The following is a 15,703-nucleotide window of genomic DNA, read 5'->3' as shown; positions in this document are numbered from 1 at the left end:
CGTCGGCTGCTCGGCGGTCAGCCCTTCGCCTTGGCGACGAACTCGGTCGTGTAGGTCTTGTCCAGGTCCACATCGGCGTTCCTGACGGCCGGGTTGAAGGCCTTGAGGACCTTCTCGACGGTCTCGGGCCCGTTCTCGGGCATCACACCGTCCACGGTGAACATGGGCAGCGTGTTCTTGATGGCCACCGAGTAGAGCATCTTGTTGCCCTGCGAGTAGTCGGCCGGCATCTTCTCGGCGATCTCGGACGCGCTGTGGGTGGACATCCACTTGAGCGTCCTGACAAGTGCGTTGGCCAGCTTCTGGACGGTGTCCTTGTGGCCGTTGACCCAGTCCGTCTGCATGTACAGGCTCGACGAGGGGTACGGGCCGCCGAGCGCCTCCTCGGAGCCCTTCGGAGTGCGCATGTCGAGGAGGATCTTGCCGGCCTTCTTGTCGAGGACGTTCGCCACGGTCGGGTCGGTGGTCATCCCGGCGTCGATGGAGCCCTGCTGGAGCGCGGCGATGAAGGTCGGCCCCGCGCCGACGGCGACCGGGGTGAAGTCGCTGACCTTCACGCCGTTCTTGACGGCCAGGTACTTGGTGAGGAAGTCGGTGGAGGAGCCGAGGCCCGTGACGCCGAGCTTCTTGCCCTTGAAGTCCTCGGGCGAGTCGATGTCGCCCTGTGCCTTGGTGGAGACGATCTCCACCTCGCCCGGTGCGTGCGAGAACTGCACGACGGACTCCACTTCCTTCCCCTTCACCTGGAGGTCGAGGGTGTGGTCGTAGAAGCCGACGGCGCCCTGGACCTGGCCCGAGACGAGCGCGGTCTCGGCCTGCACACCGGCGGGCTCGCTCAGCAGCTCGACGTCGAGCCCTTCGGCGTCGAAGTAGCCCAGCCGCTGGGTGAGCATGGCCGGCAGGTAGATGACCTTGTCCAGGCCGCCGACCATGATCTTGACCTTCGTCCCCTTGCCGTCCCCCTTGCTGCCGGAGCCGGTCGACGCGGTGCTCGCCGCGTCGTTGGCACAGGCGGTGAGCGAGGTGAGGGCGAGCAGGCCGGCGGCGGCCAGGGCCGTGTATCTGACGGTAGTGCGCATGGCGGGTTCACGTCCTTGTGAGAAGGCGATGCCGAGGGTGCGGCGATGGTGCGAAAGTCTTGGAGGATCGTTCAACGATGGTCAGCTGTCGGAGCCGGCCGGCTTCCAGCGGAAGATGCGGTTCTCGGCGAAGGTCAGCAGTCCCTCGGCGACCAGGGCGACCACGGCGAGGATGACCATGGCGGCGTACACGCCGGCCGCGTTGAACGTGCCCTGCGACTGCGCGACGAGCAGGCCGATGCCCTTGGTCGCGCCGATGTACTCGCCGACGATGGCGCCGATGAGAGCGAAGCCGAAGCTGACGTGCAGGCTGGTGAAGATCCAGGAGGTGGCCGACGGGATGACCACCTGGAGCGTCACCCTGCGGTCGCTCGCACCGAGGATGCGGGCGTTGGCGACGAGGTTGCGGTCGACCTCGCGAGCGCCCTGGAAGGCGTTGAAGAAGACCGGGAAGAACACCAGGACGACGGCCGAGGCGACCTTGGACGCGGGGCCGAGGCCGAACCAGATCACGAAGATCGGAGCCAGCACGATCCTCGGTATGGAGTTCAGCACCTTGATGTAGGGCCCGAGGACGTCGGCGAGGAAGGCGATCCGCCCGAGTGCGATCCCGCACACCACACCGGCGGCCACACCGATGACCCAGCCCAGCAGCGCCTCGTGGAGCGTGAACCAGATCTGCTCGCCCAGTGAACCGAGAGCGGTTCCGTGCGTCACCCAGGTGTAGATCTGGTCCCAGATCTTCGTGGGCATCGAGAAGTTGAACGGATCGATGATCTCGGCCCGGGAGAGCGCCTCCCACAGACCGAGCACGGCCACCAGGAGCAGTGCTCTCGAGGCCATGACGACGACCTTGCGCCTGCGTGCGGCACGCGCGCGTGAGTGGGCGCGGTCCGGCGCCTTGGCCGTGTCGACGACCGGCGTGCTGAGAACGTCAGGCGACATGTGCGGCACCTCTTTCGCGGGTGATGCGGACCTCTTCGCCGAGGGACTCCCAGATCTCGCGGTAGATCTCGATGAACCGCGGCTCCAGGCGCACCGACTCGACCTTGCGCGGCCGCGGCAGGTCGATGTCGAAGACCTGCTTCACGGTGGCGGGACCGGCAGTCATCACGACGACCCTGTCGGCCAGCGCGATCGACTCCTCCAGGTCGTGGGTGACGAACACGACGGATGCGCCGGTGCCCTCCCACAGTTCGAGGAGCTCGTCCGACATCAGAGCCCTGGTCTGCACGTCGAGCGCCGAGAACGGCTCGTCCATGAGCAGGATCTCGGGGTCGTTGACGAAGGTCGCGGCGAGGGCTACGCGTTTGCGCTGACCACCGGAGAGCTGGTGCGGATACCGGTCCTCGAAGGCGGCGAGTCCGACCCGGTCCAGCCATTCACGGGCCCTGCGCTTCGCCTCCGCCTTGGGCACACCGCGAAACCGCGGTCCGGCCATGACGTTGGACAGGACCGTACGCCACGGGAAGGTCGCGTCCTGCTGGAAGACGAAGCCGACCTTGTCGCCGACGCCGCGCACGGCCTGGCCGGTGACCAGCACCTCACCCTGGGTGGGCTCTTCCAACCCGCTGACCAGCGTCAATGTGGTCGACTTGCCGCATCCCGTCGGTCCGACGACGGCCACGAACTCGCCGCGTGCAACAGTGAGGTCGAGGTCCCGCACCGCGGTGTGCGGGGCCCCCGACGGGGTCCTGAAGACCTTGCTAGCACCCCGCAGCTCGATGGCGGGGCTGGTGTGTGCGCTCATGGCCGGGGACGGTAGAGGCGAGCGGCGACGCTGGAGCAGCCTTCTGGGCGCATGCGCTTCTTTTGCTTGCAAGGGCCTGTTGTGCTCGTTTAGCTCGCGCTAGAACAACGAAGCCGAAACACGGGCACATCGCCCGCCTGGCCTTGACGGAGAGAGGCCCGATGATTGACGTCCTGGTGGTGGACGACGACTTCCGTGTCGCCGAGATCAACGCCAAATACGTGGGGAAGGTTCCCGGCTTCCGGGTCGCCGCCCGCGCGCACAATGCCGCCCAGGCGCTCGCCTCGGTGCAGCGCGGAGGCATCGACCTGGTCCTGCTCGACCACTATCTGCCCGACGGCACCGGACTGGAACTCGTCCACCGCATGAGGGAACAGGGCCATGGCACGGACGTCATCATGATCACAGCGGCCGGGGACGTCAGGACGGTGCAGACCGCGATGCGGCTGGGCGCCCTGCACTACCTGGTGAAACCGTTCACCTTCGCGGCACTGCGCACCCGGCTCGACTCGTACGCCGCCCTGCGCCGCACGGTCGACCGGGTCGGCGGCCACGGCGTCGCAGGTCAGGACCAGGTGGACCGGATCTTCAGCGCCCTGCGCACCACGCCGGCGCCCTCCTCCCCCGGCCTGCCCAGCGGGCACTCGGAACCGACCACGGACCTGATCTGCGCGGTTCTGCACCGTGCCGACCATCCGCTCTCGGCCCACGAGGTCGCCGCCGAGACCGGCCTGAGCCGCTCCACCGCCCAGCGCTATCTGCGCCACCTCGAGCAGGCCGGGCGGCTGCACCTGTCGCTCAAGTACGGCGACACCGGCCGCCCTGAGCACCGGTACGCGTGGGTGGCTCCGTAGGAAGCCAGGCCGGTCCTTCCGCTGCGGCGGGACCGCCCGGGGCACGGCTTCGGCGCTCCTCCTCCCCGCACCCCGTCGCCGGTGCCCGACCACAACGGCGTGCCGGGAAGGCAGCCGCGCCCGATGTTCCGGGCGCGGCGAGCCGGCGCGCCTTTCCGGTCACGGCACTACGCCGCGCCCGCCCCGGTCAGGGACCGCACCTCGGCCTCCGCGTGCCTGGCCTCGTCCGCGACCTCGGCCGAGGTGACCGTGCCCAGCCAGCCCGCCAGGAAGCCCAGCGGAATCGAGACCAGGCCGGGGTTCTCCAGCGGGAAGTACTGGAAGTCCACGGCCGGGAAGAGCGACCCCGGACTGCCCGACACCACCGGCGACAACACCACGAGCGCGAGGGCCGGAATCAGCCCGCCGTACACCGACCACACGGCGCCCCGTGTGGTGAAGCTTCGCCAGAACAGCGAGTACAGCAGGACCGGCAGGTTCGCGGAGGCCGCTACGGCGAACGCGAGTCCGACCAGAAAGGCGACGTTGAGATCACGGGCCAGCAGACCGAGGGCGATCGCGACCGCTCCGACTCCCACGGCGGCGACCCGCGCCACCGCCACCTCGCTGCGGGGCCTGGAGCGCCGGCTACGCAAGGAGGCGTAGAGGTCGTGCGCCACCGACGCCGACGAGGCCAGCGTGATCCCGGCGACGACCGCGAGGATCGTGGCGAAGGCGACGGCCGCCACCACCGCGAACAGAACGGTGCCACCCGTGGAGTGGGGACCGCCGCCCAGATCGAGGGCCAGAAGGGGCACCGCCGTGTTCCCGGACGCGTTCGAGCCGCGGACGGCGTCCGGGCCGACGATCGCCGCCGCGCCGAAGCCCAGCACGATCGTCATCAGGTAGAAGCCGCCGATGAGCCCGATCGACCAGACGACGGACCGCCGGGCGGCCTGGGCGGTCGGCACGGTGTAGAAACGCGACAGGATGTGCGGCAGCCCGGCCGTGCCCAGCACCAGCGCCAGACCGAGGCTCATGAAGTCGAAGCGCGCCGTCCAGTCCCCGCCGTACTTCAGCCCTGGCGCCAGGAACGCGTCGCCGTGTCCGCTGCGCTCGGCGGCCGTGCGCAGCAGTTGGTCGAAGTCTCCGTGGAAGCGCAGAAGGACGAGCACGGTGAGCGTGACGGTGCCGCCCAGCAGCAGCACCGCCTTGACGATCTGGATCCAGGTCGTGGCGCGCATCCCTCCCAGCGACACGTAGACGACCATGAGCGCGCCCACCCCGATGACGGCCCAGGAGCGGGCCGCCTCCCCCGTGTCTCCGAGGAGCAGCGCGACCAGGCTGCCCGCGCCGACCATCTGCGCCACCAGATAGAGAACGGACACGGTGACCGACGAGGTTCCCGCCGCGATCCGCACCGGCCGCTCCCTCATCCGCGCGGCGACCACGTCGGCCAGGGTGAAGCGCCCGCAGTTGCGGACCAGTTCGGCCACCAGGAACAGCACCACCAGCCAGGCGACGAGGAAGCCCACGGAGTACAGCAGGCCGTCGTACCCGAAGAGCGCGATCAATCCGGAGATGCCGAGGAAGGAGGCGGCCGACATGTAGTCGCCGGCGATGGCAAAACCATTTTCCATCGGTGAGAACAGCCGGCCCCCGGCGTAGAACTCCTCCGCCGAGCCGCGCCGGTTGCGGCTCACCCATGTGGTGATCCCCAGCGTCACCGCGACGAAGACGCTGAACAGCACCAGCGCGAGCGTCTGATGATCGCCGGTCACAGGGCACCGCCGCGGGCTCCGCGGGTCAGTTCCTGGGTGTCCCAGCGCAGTTCGAGCGCCGCACGGTCGCGGCGCAGCCGTGCATGCCGGGCGTAGGCCCAGGTGAGCAGGAACGTGCTGAGGAACTGCCCGAGCCCGGCGAGCAGCGCCACGTTCACCGCCCCCACCACCGGCCGCGCCATGAGTGCCGGCGCGGTCGTGGCCGTCACGACGTACGCCACATACCAGACGAAGAATCCGACGACGGCGGGCGCCACGAACCGCCGATACCGGCTGCGCACCTCCTGGAAGGCCGGGCTGCGCTGCACCTGGAGGTAGATCTCGGCCGTCGCCGCGGCGCCGGTCGCGCCCGCCGCCGGAATCCCGGCCGGGGGCACGCTCGCCGCGGCCGACTCGCCCCAGCCCGAGGCCAGCGCCTCGTACCACGGGTCGTCGTAGTGCAGCTCTCCTGTGGCTCCCGGGTACGCCTGCTCCTGGCTTCGGTGGGGCTCGCGCGCATGCGGCGTGGCGCCGCCGGTCTCGGGATCGTCCCCGCCGGTGCGGACGCAACCGTTGCTTGACTGCATGCCCAAGGATGGACAGAACGGGAAGATCCCTGACTCTTCTTCCCCGCACACTTCACTCCATCAGGTGACCATCAGACCGATCCGGCTGCGGGCGGCCGCACCAGGCCTTTGCGGTACGCGTAACTGACCGCCTGAGCACGGTCCTTGAGTCCCGTCTTGGAGAACATGTTGTTGATGTGCGTCTTCACCGTGGCGATGGACACGCTCAGCCGACGGGCGATCTCCGGGTTGCTGAGTCCTTCGGCGATCAGCACCAGGACCTCCGCCTCCCGTGCGGTGAGCCCGTCGGGCACTGCGGTGGGCCGCGCAGGCTCGGGTTCGGGCGCCGACAGCCGCTCCAGCAGCCTGCGCTGGACACTCGGAGACAGGCCGGCGTCCCCGGACAGCACGCTGTGCACGGCCCGCACGATCTCGTCCCCGCCGGCGTCCTTCGTGAGGTATCCCCGGGCTCCGGCACCGAGCGCCGGGAACAGGGACTCGTCGTCCGCGTACGTGGTGAGTACCACGACCTGGGTGCCGGGGTACTTCGCCGTGATGCGCCGGGTCGCCTCGACACCGTCGCAGCGGGGCATGCGCAGGTCCATCAGCACCACGTCGGGAGCGAGTTCGGCGACGAGCCGCACCGCCTCCTCGCCGTCTCCCGCGGCTCCCACGACCTCGACTCCCGGCAGCAGCCCGAGCAGCATCACGATGCCTTCCCTGACGACGGTCTGATCGTCCGCGACCACCACCCTGGCGGGCCTCTCCGGTTCCCCGGTCATACGGGCACCCTCAGCGTCACCACGAACCCTTCCTCGTCCGGCCCTGCGGCGAGCGAGCCGCCCAGCAGCTCGGCGCGCTCACGCATACCCAGCAGACCGTACCCGCCCCCGGCCCGGGCGAGTTCACCCGGCGAGCCGCCCGAGTCCCGCACGTCCAGCGTGACTTCGCGCGGACGGTACTCGAGCCGCACGCTCACCTTCGCGCCCGGCGCGTGCTTGCGCGCGTTCGTCAGCGCTTCCTGGGCGACCCTGCGCACGGCCTGCGAGGCCTCGACCGGCAGCGGCACCCGCTCGCCGGCGACCGTGACCTCGGCGCCTTCGGACGCGCCGACGAGAGCCGTGAGGAAGTCCTCCAGCGGTGTCATCTCACCGCGCAGCGCGGAGAGCGACTGCCGGGTCTCCTCGAGACCGTCGCGGGCCATGCCGCGTGCCGCCACCACGCGTTCGAGGATCTGCTCGCGGTCCGCGCCCCGCTCGATCAGCAGCCGGGCCGCCTCCAGGTGCACCAGCTGCGCGGAGAGACTGTGGGCCAGCACGTCGTGGATCTCCCGGGCGATGCGGGCCCGCTCCGCGAGCGCGGCGGACTCGGCCTCGGCCGCTCGGGCCGCCCGTTCCTGGGCCAGCAGTCGCTGCGCGGAGCCTCTGGCCTCGGCGTCGAGCCGCAACGCGTATCCGGCGATGGCCATGCCTCCGACGACGGAGGCCGAGACCATCCCTCGGTCGTCGTCCACCAGGGCGAAGGCGGCGAAACCGGCCGAGGCCACGGGCACGGCGGCGGCCAGGGGCAGTCGCTCCAAAGCCGCGACGGCGCCGCCGCAGAACAGGACCACGGCCGGGGAGCGGAATCCGGCGGCCTCGGCCCCGACGGCCAGGAGCAGCAGTGCGAGGTGGAGGGTGAGCGAGGGCCACAGCCGATGCTCGAGCGTGGTCCGGAACAGGGCCCAGGCGAGCCCGCAGGCCACGAGCAGCCCGCCCGTCCCGGCCGCCCCGGCCCACCCGTGGACGCGGCTGTCGTGGAGGGCGCCCCACACCAGCGCGACGAGCACCAGCAGCCGCACCCCCCAGGCCAGCAGCCGCCTGGGCCGGGTGATCTCCTTGGGACTCAGCGCCTCCCGGGAGGGCCAGCGGGTCCAGAAGTTCTCCGTCACACGCGCTCCTTCCGCGCGGCCCGGGGCGCGTGGTCACCGTACGCGGGGACCTGCGCGGGGGCGGGCCCCCGAAGCGCCTGCGCCCGCAGGGCCAGCAGCCCGGAGCGCACCAGCAGGGTGGCCGCGAGTCCCAGTATCAGGGCCGAGCTGTGCTGGTGGACGCCCCCCAGCACGCCGAGTCCGAAGAGGCCGAGCCGCAGAGCGATGCCGGCGAGCCACACGGCTGCGCTCGCCCCGGTGCTCTTGCCCCACACCGAGCCGTCGGCCTCGACCCACAGGCGGGTGGTCCGGGCCCACGCCGCCCCCATGGCCAGGCCGACGATCAGTTCTGCGCCGAGGATCAGGGCGGACGTGGTGGGGTGCCGGGCGTCGAGCAGGCCGGGCTCGCGCAGCGCCGTGACGGTCAGGATGCCGGGCAGGACCCACCATCGCCGGTCCGCGTCCACGCGGCCGGCCCGGAACTGCCGAACGATCACCAGGACGGCCACTGCCGCGATCACCAGCGCGTCGAGAAGCCCTGCCATCGCTGCCTCCGAGAGCGGGAAGGGGAGGCCGGCAGCCAGCGCTGCCGACGACTTCGACGCTACGGAAGAACACCGGCCCGCAGATCGGAGCCAGGGTGGATCATGGGTGGATCCCTGCGGGCCGGGCTCCTCCACCCGAGGGTGGAGAATCCCAGGTCAGCCCTGCGATGCAGCTGCTCGGACCGAGCGGACCGGTTCGGGCCGGCGCAGCTCGAGCCGAGCCGCGACCCGACCGAGCCCCGTCGGGCTCGACCCGCCCGTCCCCGCCCGCCCGTCCGAGCCCGCCCTGGAGGCGCTCCCCGGGGACCGGGGCTGACGGACCGAGCGTGGCCGGACCCGGTGGGCCCGGCGCACGCGAGGGGTCACGCGTCGATGCGCGACCGGTCCAGCGTCGCCGCCGAGCTGGAGATGAACTCCTTGCGCGGGGCCACGTCGTTGCCCATGAGCAGGTCGAACACCTGCTCCGCAGACTCCAGGTCCGAGAGGTTGATGCGGCGCAGCGTGCGGTGCCGCGGGTCCATCGTGGTCTCGGCCAGCTGGTCGGCGTCCATCTCGCCGAGGCCCTTGTAGCGCTGGATGGAGTCCTTGTACCGGACGCCCTTGGTCTGGAACTCCATCAGCTTGTCGCGCAGCTCACGGTCCGAGTACGTGTACACGTACTTGTCCTGGCCCTTCCTGGGCTGGACGAGCTCGATGCGGTGCAGCGGCGGAACCGCGGCGAACACCCGGCCGGCCTCGACCATGGGCCGCATGTAGCGGTGGAACAGCGTCAGGAGCAGCGTGCGGATGTGGGAGCCGTCCACGTCGGCGTCCGTCATCATGATGATCTTGCCGTAACGGGCCGCGTCGATGTCGAACGTCCGCCCGGAACCGGCTCCTATGACCTGGATGATCGCGCCGCACTCGGCGTTCTTGAGCATGTCGGTCACGGACGACTTCTGGACGTTGAGGATCTTGCCCCGGATCGGCAGCAGCGCCTGGAACTCGGAGTTCCGGGCGAGCTTGGCGGTTCCGAGCGCCGAGTCCCCCTCGACGATGAACAGCTCGCTGCGCTCGACGTCGTCGCTGCGGCAGTCGGCCAGCTTCGCGGGCAGCGACGAGGACTCCAGCGCCGTCTTGCGGCGCTGGGCGTCCTTGTGCTGCCGGGCCGCGATGCGCGTCCGCGCGGCGGCGACCGCCTTCTCCATCACGACCCGGGCCTGCGCCGCGGCATCGCGCTTCGTGGAGGTCAGGAACGCCTTCAGTTCCCTGGAGATCACGGTGTTCACGATGCGCCGGGCGGCCGAAGTGCCGAGGACCTCCTTCGTCTGCCCCTCGAACTGGGGTTCGGCCAGGCGTACCGTGACGACGGCGGTCAGGCCCTCCAGGGCGTCGTCCTTGACGATGTCGTCCTCGGCGACGCGCAGCAGCTTCTTGGCGCGCAGCACCTCGTTCATCGTCTTGGCGACGGCCTGCTCGAAGCCTGCGACGTGCGTGCCGCCCTTGGGCGTGGCGATGATGTTGACGAACGACCTGAGGTTCGTGTCATAGCCCGTGCCCCAGCGCAGCGCCACGTCGACGCCGAGCTCGCGGGTGACCTCGGTCGGCGTCATCTGCCCGTGCTCGTCCAGGACCGGCACCGTCTCCTTGAAGGTGCCCTGTCCGGTGAAGCGGAGGACGTCGCAGACCGGCTTGTCGGCGGCCAGGTACTCGCAGAACTCGCTGATTCCGCCGTCGAATCGGAAGGACTCCTCGCCCTTGCTGCCACCGTCGCCGAGACCGAACTCGTCGCGGACGACGATCGTCAGGCCGGGCACCAGGAACGCGGTCTGGCGGGCACGGCCGTGCAGGTTCTCCAGGGAGAGCCTGGCGTCCTTGAGGAAGATCTGACGGTCGGCCCAGTACCGCACGCGCGTGCCGGTGCGGTTCTTGGCGACCCGCTTGACCTTGCGCAGGCCGCCCGGCTCGAACTTGGCGTCGGGACCGGCGGCGGCGAAGGCGCCGGGGACTCCGCGCCGGAAGCTGATCGCGTGCGTGTGACCCCCTCGGTCCACCTCGACGTCGAGTCGGGCGGACAGGGCGTTCACGACCGAGGCGCCGACGCCGTGCAGACCGCCGGAGGCGGCGTAGGAGCCGCCGCCGAACTTGCCGCCGGCGTGCAGCTTGGTCATGACGACCTCGACGCCGGACAGGCCGGTCTTGGGCTCGACGTCGACGGGGATGCCCCGGCCGTTGTCACGGACCTCGACCGAGGCGTCGTCGTGGAGGATCACCTCGATGTGGTCGCAGTACCCGCCCAGGGCCTCGTCGACGGAGTTGTCGATGATCTCCCACAGACAGTGCATCAGACCGCGACTGTCGGTCGAGCCGATGTACATGCCCGGGCGCTTCCGCACGGCCTCGAGGCCCTCGAGGACGAGCAGGTGCCGCGCGGTGTAGTTGGAACCGTCCCGGTCTGCTCCTGCCAGCAGCGCTGTGGACGGCACGGACGTTTCGGCGGTCACGCGGTTCGCTCCTCGCTGAATTTCACTTGGGGCCCTCATGGGTAAGGGCGCGGCTCGGGTAGCCGCCAAGAGGGTACCGAGGCCTGGTAGAGCCGTTGTAACGCCACCCTCGTCCCAAACGCAGACTAGTCCAGCGTCGCATGCATGTTCGATCCCTCGTTGGAGTGAAGTACATATCACGTTCCCTTCGGGGCATGAACCATTTAGGCTCCGGGCACGTCCTCATGAACAAACCGGCAAGCCAGCCGGGAGGATCGAACCACGACCGACAGCGCGAAACCGTAAGCATTACAGACCACGCAATACGGCACATTCGCCGCCAAACCGGCAGCAGACGGCCGCCTCGGAAAGATTTTTTCGAGGACAAGCCACGAGCGGGAACGTTTTGGGGCTGGTTGGATGTTGACCCTGGTACGACAGCTCGTCGAGCTAGAGAAGAGGCGACGTGACTACTGTTCTGACCCCCGCGAGCCCGATGACGGCCGCTGACCGCTGCGACCGCTGCGGCGCCCAGGCGTACGTACGCGTCGTGCTGCTCAGCGGCGGAGAACTGCTCTTCTGCGCCCACCACGGCCGCAAGTTCGAGCCGGAACTCAAGAAGATCGCCGCTGAGATACAGGACGAGACGGAGCGGCTGACTACCGTTCCGGCGTCCGCCCTGGAAGAAGAGCGCTGATCCGACGCGTCCACGACGAGCCACAGTCGGCACAGGCCGGCGAACGGGCGGCCGTCCCTGACAGCAGGGGCGGCCGCCCGCTTTTTCTGATCACACCCACGCCCCGTCCCGGGGAGCGCGCCCCGTTCAGCGGCCGCCAGGGGCTTTCAGCGCACCTCGGGCTGCGACGTCCCAGCCCAGCGTCCGCAGGGCGTCGGAGACCCGCGTGTAGACGCCGGGACTGCCGGGCCGTCCGCAGCCGCTGCCCCAGGACACGAGCCCGATGAGCCGGCCCTGCGCGACCAGCGGGCCTCCGCTGTCCCCCTGGCAGGCGTCCCGGCCCCCGCGCGACTCTCCGGCGCACACCATGCTCTGCGCGCGGTACGAGCCGTCGGACGAACCCGGGTACGCCCGCTCGCAGAGCGCGTCGGCCAGCACATGCACCGGCGCCGCCCGAAGCGTGTGCGCGTATGCGCCGAACCCCGTGGTGTCCCCCCAGCCGTAGACCAGGGCCTCCCCGCCGGGCTGGTACGCCGCGTCACCGGCGGCGGCCATGCGGATGGCCGCTTCCGCCGGGAGGGGCTCGGCCAGGGTGAGCACGGCGAAGTCCCCGGCGTTGCTGGAACTGTCGTAGCGGGGGTTCACCCAGACGCTGCGCACGGCGACTTCCTGCCCCGCGTCCGAGTACAGGTCCGTGCGGCCGGCGACGACCTTGAGGTCCGACACCCGCTCGGGCGGCCCTCCCAAGGCCTCCTCGCCCATGCAGTGCGCCGCCGTGAGAACGGTCGTCGGGCCGACCGCCACGCCACCGCAGAACTGCCCCGAGCGCATACCTCCGAACCGGGCACGACTGGACAGCGCGACCGTCCACGGGCTCTGCGAGACGTCCACCGGGTACCCCCCGAGAACGACGCCGTCGGAAGCGGCGGGGGCGGCGGAGGCCAACGGTATGACCATGGCCACGGCCGCCAGGATCAACGGCCGGGACAGGGCCCGGACCAGGGGACGTCGCATGAGGACTCCTCACTCTGAAGTGCTCGGTGAACACCCACAGTGATCCAAGCCGTGCCCGGGCGCACCCGCGCGTACACGCCGAAGGCCCGGCTCCCTGACGGGACACCGGGCCTTCGGGGCGTACGGAGGCGACCTAGTCGAGGTAGTCGCGCAGCACCTGCGAACGCGACGGGTGACGCAGCTTCGACATGGTCTTGGACTCGATCTGGCGGATCCGCTCACGCGTGACGCCGTACACCTTGCCGATCTCGTCGAGGGTCTTCGGCTGACCGTCGGTGAGACCGAAGCGCATCGAGACGACGCCGGCCTCGCGCTCGGACAGGGTGTCGAGGACCGAGTGCAGCTGCTCCTGCAGAAGCGTGAAGCTGACCGCGTCGGCCGGCACGACGGCCTCGGAGTCCTCGATGAGGTCACCGAACTCACTGTCGCCGTCCTCACCCAGAGGGGTGTGCAGCGAGATGGGCTCACGACCGTACTTCTGGACCTCGATGACCTTCTCGGGGGTCATGTCGAGTTCCTTGGCCAGCTCTTCCGGAGTGGGCTCGCGGCCCAGGTCCTGAAGCATCTGCCGCTGCACGCGCGCGAGCTTGTTGATGACCTCGACCATGTGCACCGGGATGCGGATGGTGCGGGCCTGGTCGGCCATCGCGCGGGTGATCGCCTGACGGATCCACCAGGTGGCGTACGTGGAGAACTTGTAGCCCTTGGTGTAGTCGAACTTCTCCACCGCGCGGATGAGACCGAGGTTGCCCTCCTGGATGAGGTCCAGGAAGAGCATGCCGCGGCCGGTGTACCGCTTGGCCAGGGACACCACCAGACGGAGGTTGGCCTCCAGGAGGTGGTTCTTGGCGCGGCGGCCGTCCTCCGCGATGATCTCCAGCTCGCGCTTGAGCTTCGGCGCCAGCTTGTCGGCGTTGGCCAGCTTGTCCTCGGCGAACAGACCGGCCTCGATGCGCTTGGCGAGCTCGACCTCCTGCTCGGCGTTGAGCAGCGGGACCTTGCCGATCTGCTTGAGGTAGTCCTTGACCGGGTCGGCCGTGGCGCCCGCGGCGGCCACCTGCTGGGCCGGCGCGTCGTCCTCGTCGTCGTCGGAGAGGACGAAGCCGGCGCTCTCGGCGCCCTCGGGCTCGTCGCCCGCCTTGGGGGCGTCCTCGAGGACCTCCTCCTCGACCGGCTCGCCGTCTTCCTTCTTGCCGGCGACCTTCTTGGCCGCCGTCTTCTTGGCCGCGACGGTCTTCTTCGCGACTGTCTTCTTGGCCGTCGTGGTCTTCTTGGCAGCCGCCTTCTTGGCGGGGGCGGCTTCTTCTTCTGCGGAGTCGTCCACAGCGGGGGCGGCGGGGGTGGCCTGGGCGGTGTCAGCGGTGGTCTTCCGCGTGGTCACCGTCTTCGCCGCGACCGTCTTGGTGGCGGTGCGCTTGGCCGGACTCTTCGCTGCGACGCTCTTTCGGGTGCGCTTGGGCTCCGCGGCACTGACCATCAGCGTCACACCCTCTTCCTCGAGGATCTGGTTGAGGCTGCGCAGTACGTTCTTCCACTGAGTGGCCGGAATCTGGTCAGCTTCGAAGGCCCGACGCACATCGTCGCCGGCGATCTGCCCCTCAGCCTTTCCCCGCTCAATGAGCGCCATGACAGAGACGGACTCGGCGATCTCCGGCGGGAGCGTACGGGATGTGCTGGCCGACACGAACAACCTCTCGGAACGTTGGAAAACGGCTTCCGGCCCCGTCCACGACGGACTGGAGCCGACCACCGGCCTGGGAACGGGCCGACGGTGCGGGCGGGGGCCGGGAGGATGCACAGCGCCTTGAACGGCGTCCGTATTCCCTCTGCGGCTGTCACCTCTTAGGTCATCGCGTTGTTTCCACAAGCGTTACGCCCAATCTTCGTGGCCCGAGTCACACCCCGTAAGCATTCAAAAGCGGTCAGACACGTGCAGATGAGGTCACCCGTGGTGTCTACCCACACCTCTGCCACCAAATCACGCCACGCAGACCGTCGGACCCCGCAGTTCCCGGAAACGGGCTTCTGCGGGGTCCGACGGAGGTGCGGGTTACCGGGCCGAGGACGGCGCAGGAGGGGGAGGGCATCGCGGCGCGTCGCGCCCGAGGACTGCGGGTCAGTGCTCGCGCGGCGCCGGCACGACGCGCTCCACCTCGGGATGCACGGTGAGCAGCTGGCGCATGGCCACCTCGGCCGCCGTGCCGTCGCCCGCGGCCAGGGCGTCGACGATCCTGCCGTGGTGTGCCAGCGAGGCGTCGTTGGGCCGCTCACAGCCGGTGACGGGACCGCCGGAGACCTGCAGTGCGGACGACACGATCCCGGAAAGGTGCTCCAGCATGCGGTTGCCCGCGACCTGGATGAGCAGGGAATGGAACTCGGTGTCGGCCCGGGAGTAGGTGAGCACGTCGCCCTGTGTCATCGCATGGGCCATGATCTCGACCATGTCGGACAGCCTCTGCTGGACGTCCTCCCGCCCGTGTCCGGCGGCGAGGCGGGCGGCCAGCGGCTCGATCGTCCAGCGCAGCTCGCTCAGCTCGCGCCGCTGATCGTCGCGCTGGGGGCCGTAGGCACGCCACTCGATGATGTCCGGGTCGAGGAGGTTCCAGTCGCTCACGGGACGCACACGCGTGCCGACGTTCGGGCGGGCACTGACCAGGCCCTTGGCCTCGAGGACTCGCAGCGACTCGCGGACGACGGTACGGGACACCTCGAACCGCTGCCCGATCTCCTCCGGCACCAGGGGGCGGTCGGCGCCCAGGTCGCCCGAGACGATCATCTGACCCAGCTGCTGGACGAGCTGGCCGTGCAGCCCACGCCCGCGGTTCCCCGTGGAGCGGCGGCCCACGCGGCCGAGCTCGGGCTCCGCGGCCTCCCAGACGGAGCCTCCGACGCGGTCGGCGACGGGGGCCTCGGCGTAGGGATAGCGGTCGAGTTCGCCCGGGCCGGCCAGACCGGAGTCGGCGGAGCGGGCGGCGGTCATCATGGTGTGCGCAAGGGTACTCACGGATCCTTTGTCGGCGCTGTTTCCAACTCCCTTGAGGTCTTTGGTGAAAAGCACACGAAAGGGTGATCGCTCACCCCGTCGCAATTGACGCCTTATCGGAAAGAA

Annotated in this window: 14 protein-coding genes; 2 read left to right on the top strand and 12 right to left on the bottom strand. The window is 69.8% G+C overall.

Annotation, left to right across the window (positions count from 1 at the left end; genetic code table 11):
- Window positions 1–17 precede the first annotated feature (17 nt).
- The 3 genes from ACH4ZA_RS22065 to ACH4ZA_RS22055 all read right to left on the bottom strand — a co-directional run bounded on the left by ACH4ZA_RS22065 (window position 18) and on the right by ACH4ZA_RS22055 (window position 2,829).
- On the bottom strand, window positions 18–1,079 hold the full coding sequence (locus ACH4ZA_RS22065; RefSeq protein ID WP_398431063.1) for an ABC transporter substrate-binding protein: 1,062 nt from the start codon (window positions 1,077–1,079) through the stop codon (window positions 18–20).
- An 81-nt stretch (window positions 1,080–1,160) separates the two neighbouring features.
- Window positions 1,161–2,024 carry an ABC transporter permease gene (locus tag ACH4ZA_RS22060; RefSeq protein WP_319277629.1) on the bottom strand — a complete coding sequence of 288 codons (864 nt, stop codon included), beginning with the start codon at window positions 2,022–2,024 and terminating at the stop codon, window positions 1,161–1,163.
- Window positions 2,014–2,829 carry an ABC transporter ATP-binding protein gene (locus ACH4ZA_RS22055; protein ID WP_319277631.1) on the bottom strand — a complete coding sequence of 272 codons (816 nt, stop codon included), beginning with the start codon at window positions 2,827–2,829 and terminating at the stop codon, window positions 2,014–2,016. Before ACH4ZA_RS22055 ends, ACH4ZA_RS22060 begins: the two co-directional genes overlap by 11 nt.
- Window positions 2,830–2,990: 161 nt before the next feature.
- Between ACH4ZA_RS22055 and ACH4ZA_RS22050 the strand changes: the two genes are divergently transcribed.
- Window positions 2,991–3,683, top strand: a complete 693-nt coding sequence (locus tag ACH4ZA_RS22050; RefSeq protein ID WP_319277632.1) for a response regulator — start codon at window positions 2,991–2,993, stop codon at window positions 3,681–3,683.
- Window positions 3,684–3,850: 167 nt separating this feature from the next.
- On the opposite strand, the gene ACH4ZA_RS22045 is transcribed toward ACH4ZA_RS22050, so the two are convergent.
- The 6 genes from ACH4ZA_RS22045 to ACH4ZA_RS22020 all read right to left on the bottom strand — a co-directional run bounded on the left by ACH4ZA_RS22045 (window position 3,851) and on the right by ACH4ZA_RS22020 (window position 10,925).
- A complete protein-coding gene (locus ACH4ZA_RS22045) occupies window positions 3,851–5,443 on the bottom strand; it encodes a cation acetate symporter (protein ID WP_398431061.1) in 1,593 nt (530 codons plus the stop codon).
- Window positions 5,440–6,009, bottom strand: coding sequence for a DUF485 domain-containing protein (locus ACH4ZA_RS22040; RefSeq protein WP_319277634.1), 570 nt, complete (start codon window positions 6,007–6,009; stop codon window positions 5,440–5,442). The genes ACH4ZA_RS22045 and ACH4ZA_RS22040 overlap by 4 nt, the downstream gene beginning before the upstream one ends.
- 71 nt (window positions 6,010–6,080) lie before the next feature.
- Window positions 6,081–6,770, bottom strand: a complete 690-nt coding sequence (locus ACH4ZA_RS22035; RefSeq protein WP_319277636.1) for a response regulator transcription factor — start codon at window positions 6,768–6,770, stop codon at window positions 6,081–6,083.
- Complete coding sequence (locus tag ACH4ZA_RS22030) at window positions 6,767–7,918, bottom strand: histidine kinase (protein ID WP_319277638.1); 1,152 nt, start codon at window positions 7,916–7,918, stop codon at window positions 6,767–6,769. The genes ACH4ZA_RS22035 and ACH4ZA_RS22030 overlap by 4 nt, the downstream gene beginning before the upstream one ends.
- Window positions 7,915–8,442 carry a DUF1453 domain-containing protein gene (locus ACH4ZA_RS22025; RefSeq protein WP_398431059.1) on the bottom strand — a complete coding sequence of 176 codons (528 nt, stop codon included), beginning with the start codon at window positions 8,440–8,442 and terminating at the stop codon, window positions 7,915–7,917. The genes ACH4ZA_RS22030 and ACH4ZA_RS22025 overlap by 4 nt, the downstream gene beginning before the upstream one ends.
- Window positions 8,443–8,804: 362 nt before the next feature.
- Entirely contained in the window at window positions 8,805–10,925 is a 2,121-nt protein-coding gene (locus tag ACH4ZA_RS22020) for a DNA topoisomerase IV subunit B (protein ID WP_319277642.1), read from the bottom strand.
- Between the two features lie 445 nt (window positions 10,926–11,370).
- Here ACH4ZA_RS22020 and ACH4ZA_RS22015 point away from each other — a divergent pair, with 445 nt between their 5' ends.
- Complete coding sequence (locus ACH4ZA_RS22015; protein WP_057575406.1) at window positions 11,371–11,601, top strand: hypothetical protein; 231 nt, start codon at window positions 11,371–11,373, stop codon at window positions 11,599–11,601.
- A 126-nt stretch (window positions 11,602–11,727) separates the two neighbouring features.
- On the opposite strand, the gene ACH4ZA_RS22010 is transcribed toward ACH4ZA_RS22015, so the two are convergent.
- The 3 genes from ACH4ZA_RS22010 to ACH4ZA_RS22000 form a co-directional block, all read right to left on the bottom strand.
- Window positions 11,728–12,594 (bottom strand): serine protease, encoded by an 867-nt coding sequence (locus tag ACH4ZA_RS22010; protein ID WP_319277643.1) that lies wholly within the window; start codon window positions 12,592–12,594, stop codon window positions 11,728–11,730.
- Between the two features lie 133 nt (window positions 12,595–12,727).
- Window positions 12,728–14,278, bottom strand: a complete 1,551-nt coding sequence (locus ACH4ZA_RS22005) for an RNA polymerase sigma factor (RefSeq protein WP_319277645.1) — start codon at window positions 14,276–14,278, stop codon at window positions 12,728–12,730.
- A gap of 432 nt (window positions 14,279–14,710) precedes the next feature.
- Window positions 14,711–15,598, bottom strand: a complete 888-nt coding sequence (locus ACH4ZA_RS22000; protein WP_319277647.1) for a FadR/GntR family transcriptional regulator — start codon at window positions 15,596–15,598, stop codon at window positions 14,711–14,713.
- Window positions 15,599–15,703 lie beyond the last annotated feature (105 nt).

The organism is Streptomyces sp. NPDC020597 (assembly GCF_044335095.1).
Taxonomy (GTDB): domain Bacteria; phylum Actinomycetota; class Actinomycetes; order Streptomycetales; family Streptomycetaceae; genus Streptomyces.
The sequence above is the reverse complement of the archived record's forward strand: the minus strand, read 5'-3'. Positions and strand labels throughout refer to the sequence as shown.

Coding starts and splice junctions, on each gene's coding strand:
- ACH4ZA_RS22065 (WP_398431063.1), bottom strand. CDS start 1,079: ATGCGCACTACCGTCAGATACACGGCCCTGGCCGCCGCCGGCCTGCTC.
- ACH4ZA_RS22060 (WP_319277629.1), bottom strand. CDS start 2,024: ATGTCGCCTGACGTTCTCAGCACGCCGGTCGTCGACACGGCCAAGGCG.
- ACH4ZA_RS22055 (WP_319277631.1), bottom strand. CDS start 2,829: ATGAGCGCACACACCAGCCCCGCCATCGAGCTGCGGGGTGCTAGCAAG.
- ACH4ZA_RS22050 (WP_319277632.1), top strand. CDS start 2,991: ATGATTGACGTCCTGGTGGTGGACGACGACTTCCGTGTCGCCGAGATC.
- ACH4ZA_RS22040 (WP_319277634.1), bottom strand. CDS start 6,009: ATGCAGTCAAGCAACGGTTGCGTCCGCACCGGCGGGGACGATCCCGAG.
- ACH4ZA_RS22035 (WP_319277636.1), bottom strand. CDS start 6,770: ATGACCGGGGAACCGGAGAGGCCCGCCAGGGTGGTGGTCGCGGACGAT.
- ACH4ZA_RS22025 (WP_398431059.1), bottom strand. CDS start 8,442: ATGGCAGGGCTTCTCGACGCGCTGGTGATCGCGGCAGTGGCCGTCCTG.
- ACH4ZA_RS22010 (WP_319277643.1), bottom strand. CDS start 12,594: ATGCGACGTCCCCTGGTCCGGGCCCTGTCCCGGCCGTTGATCCTGGCG.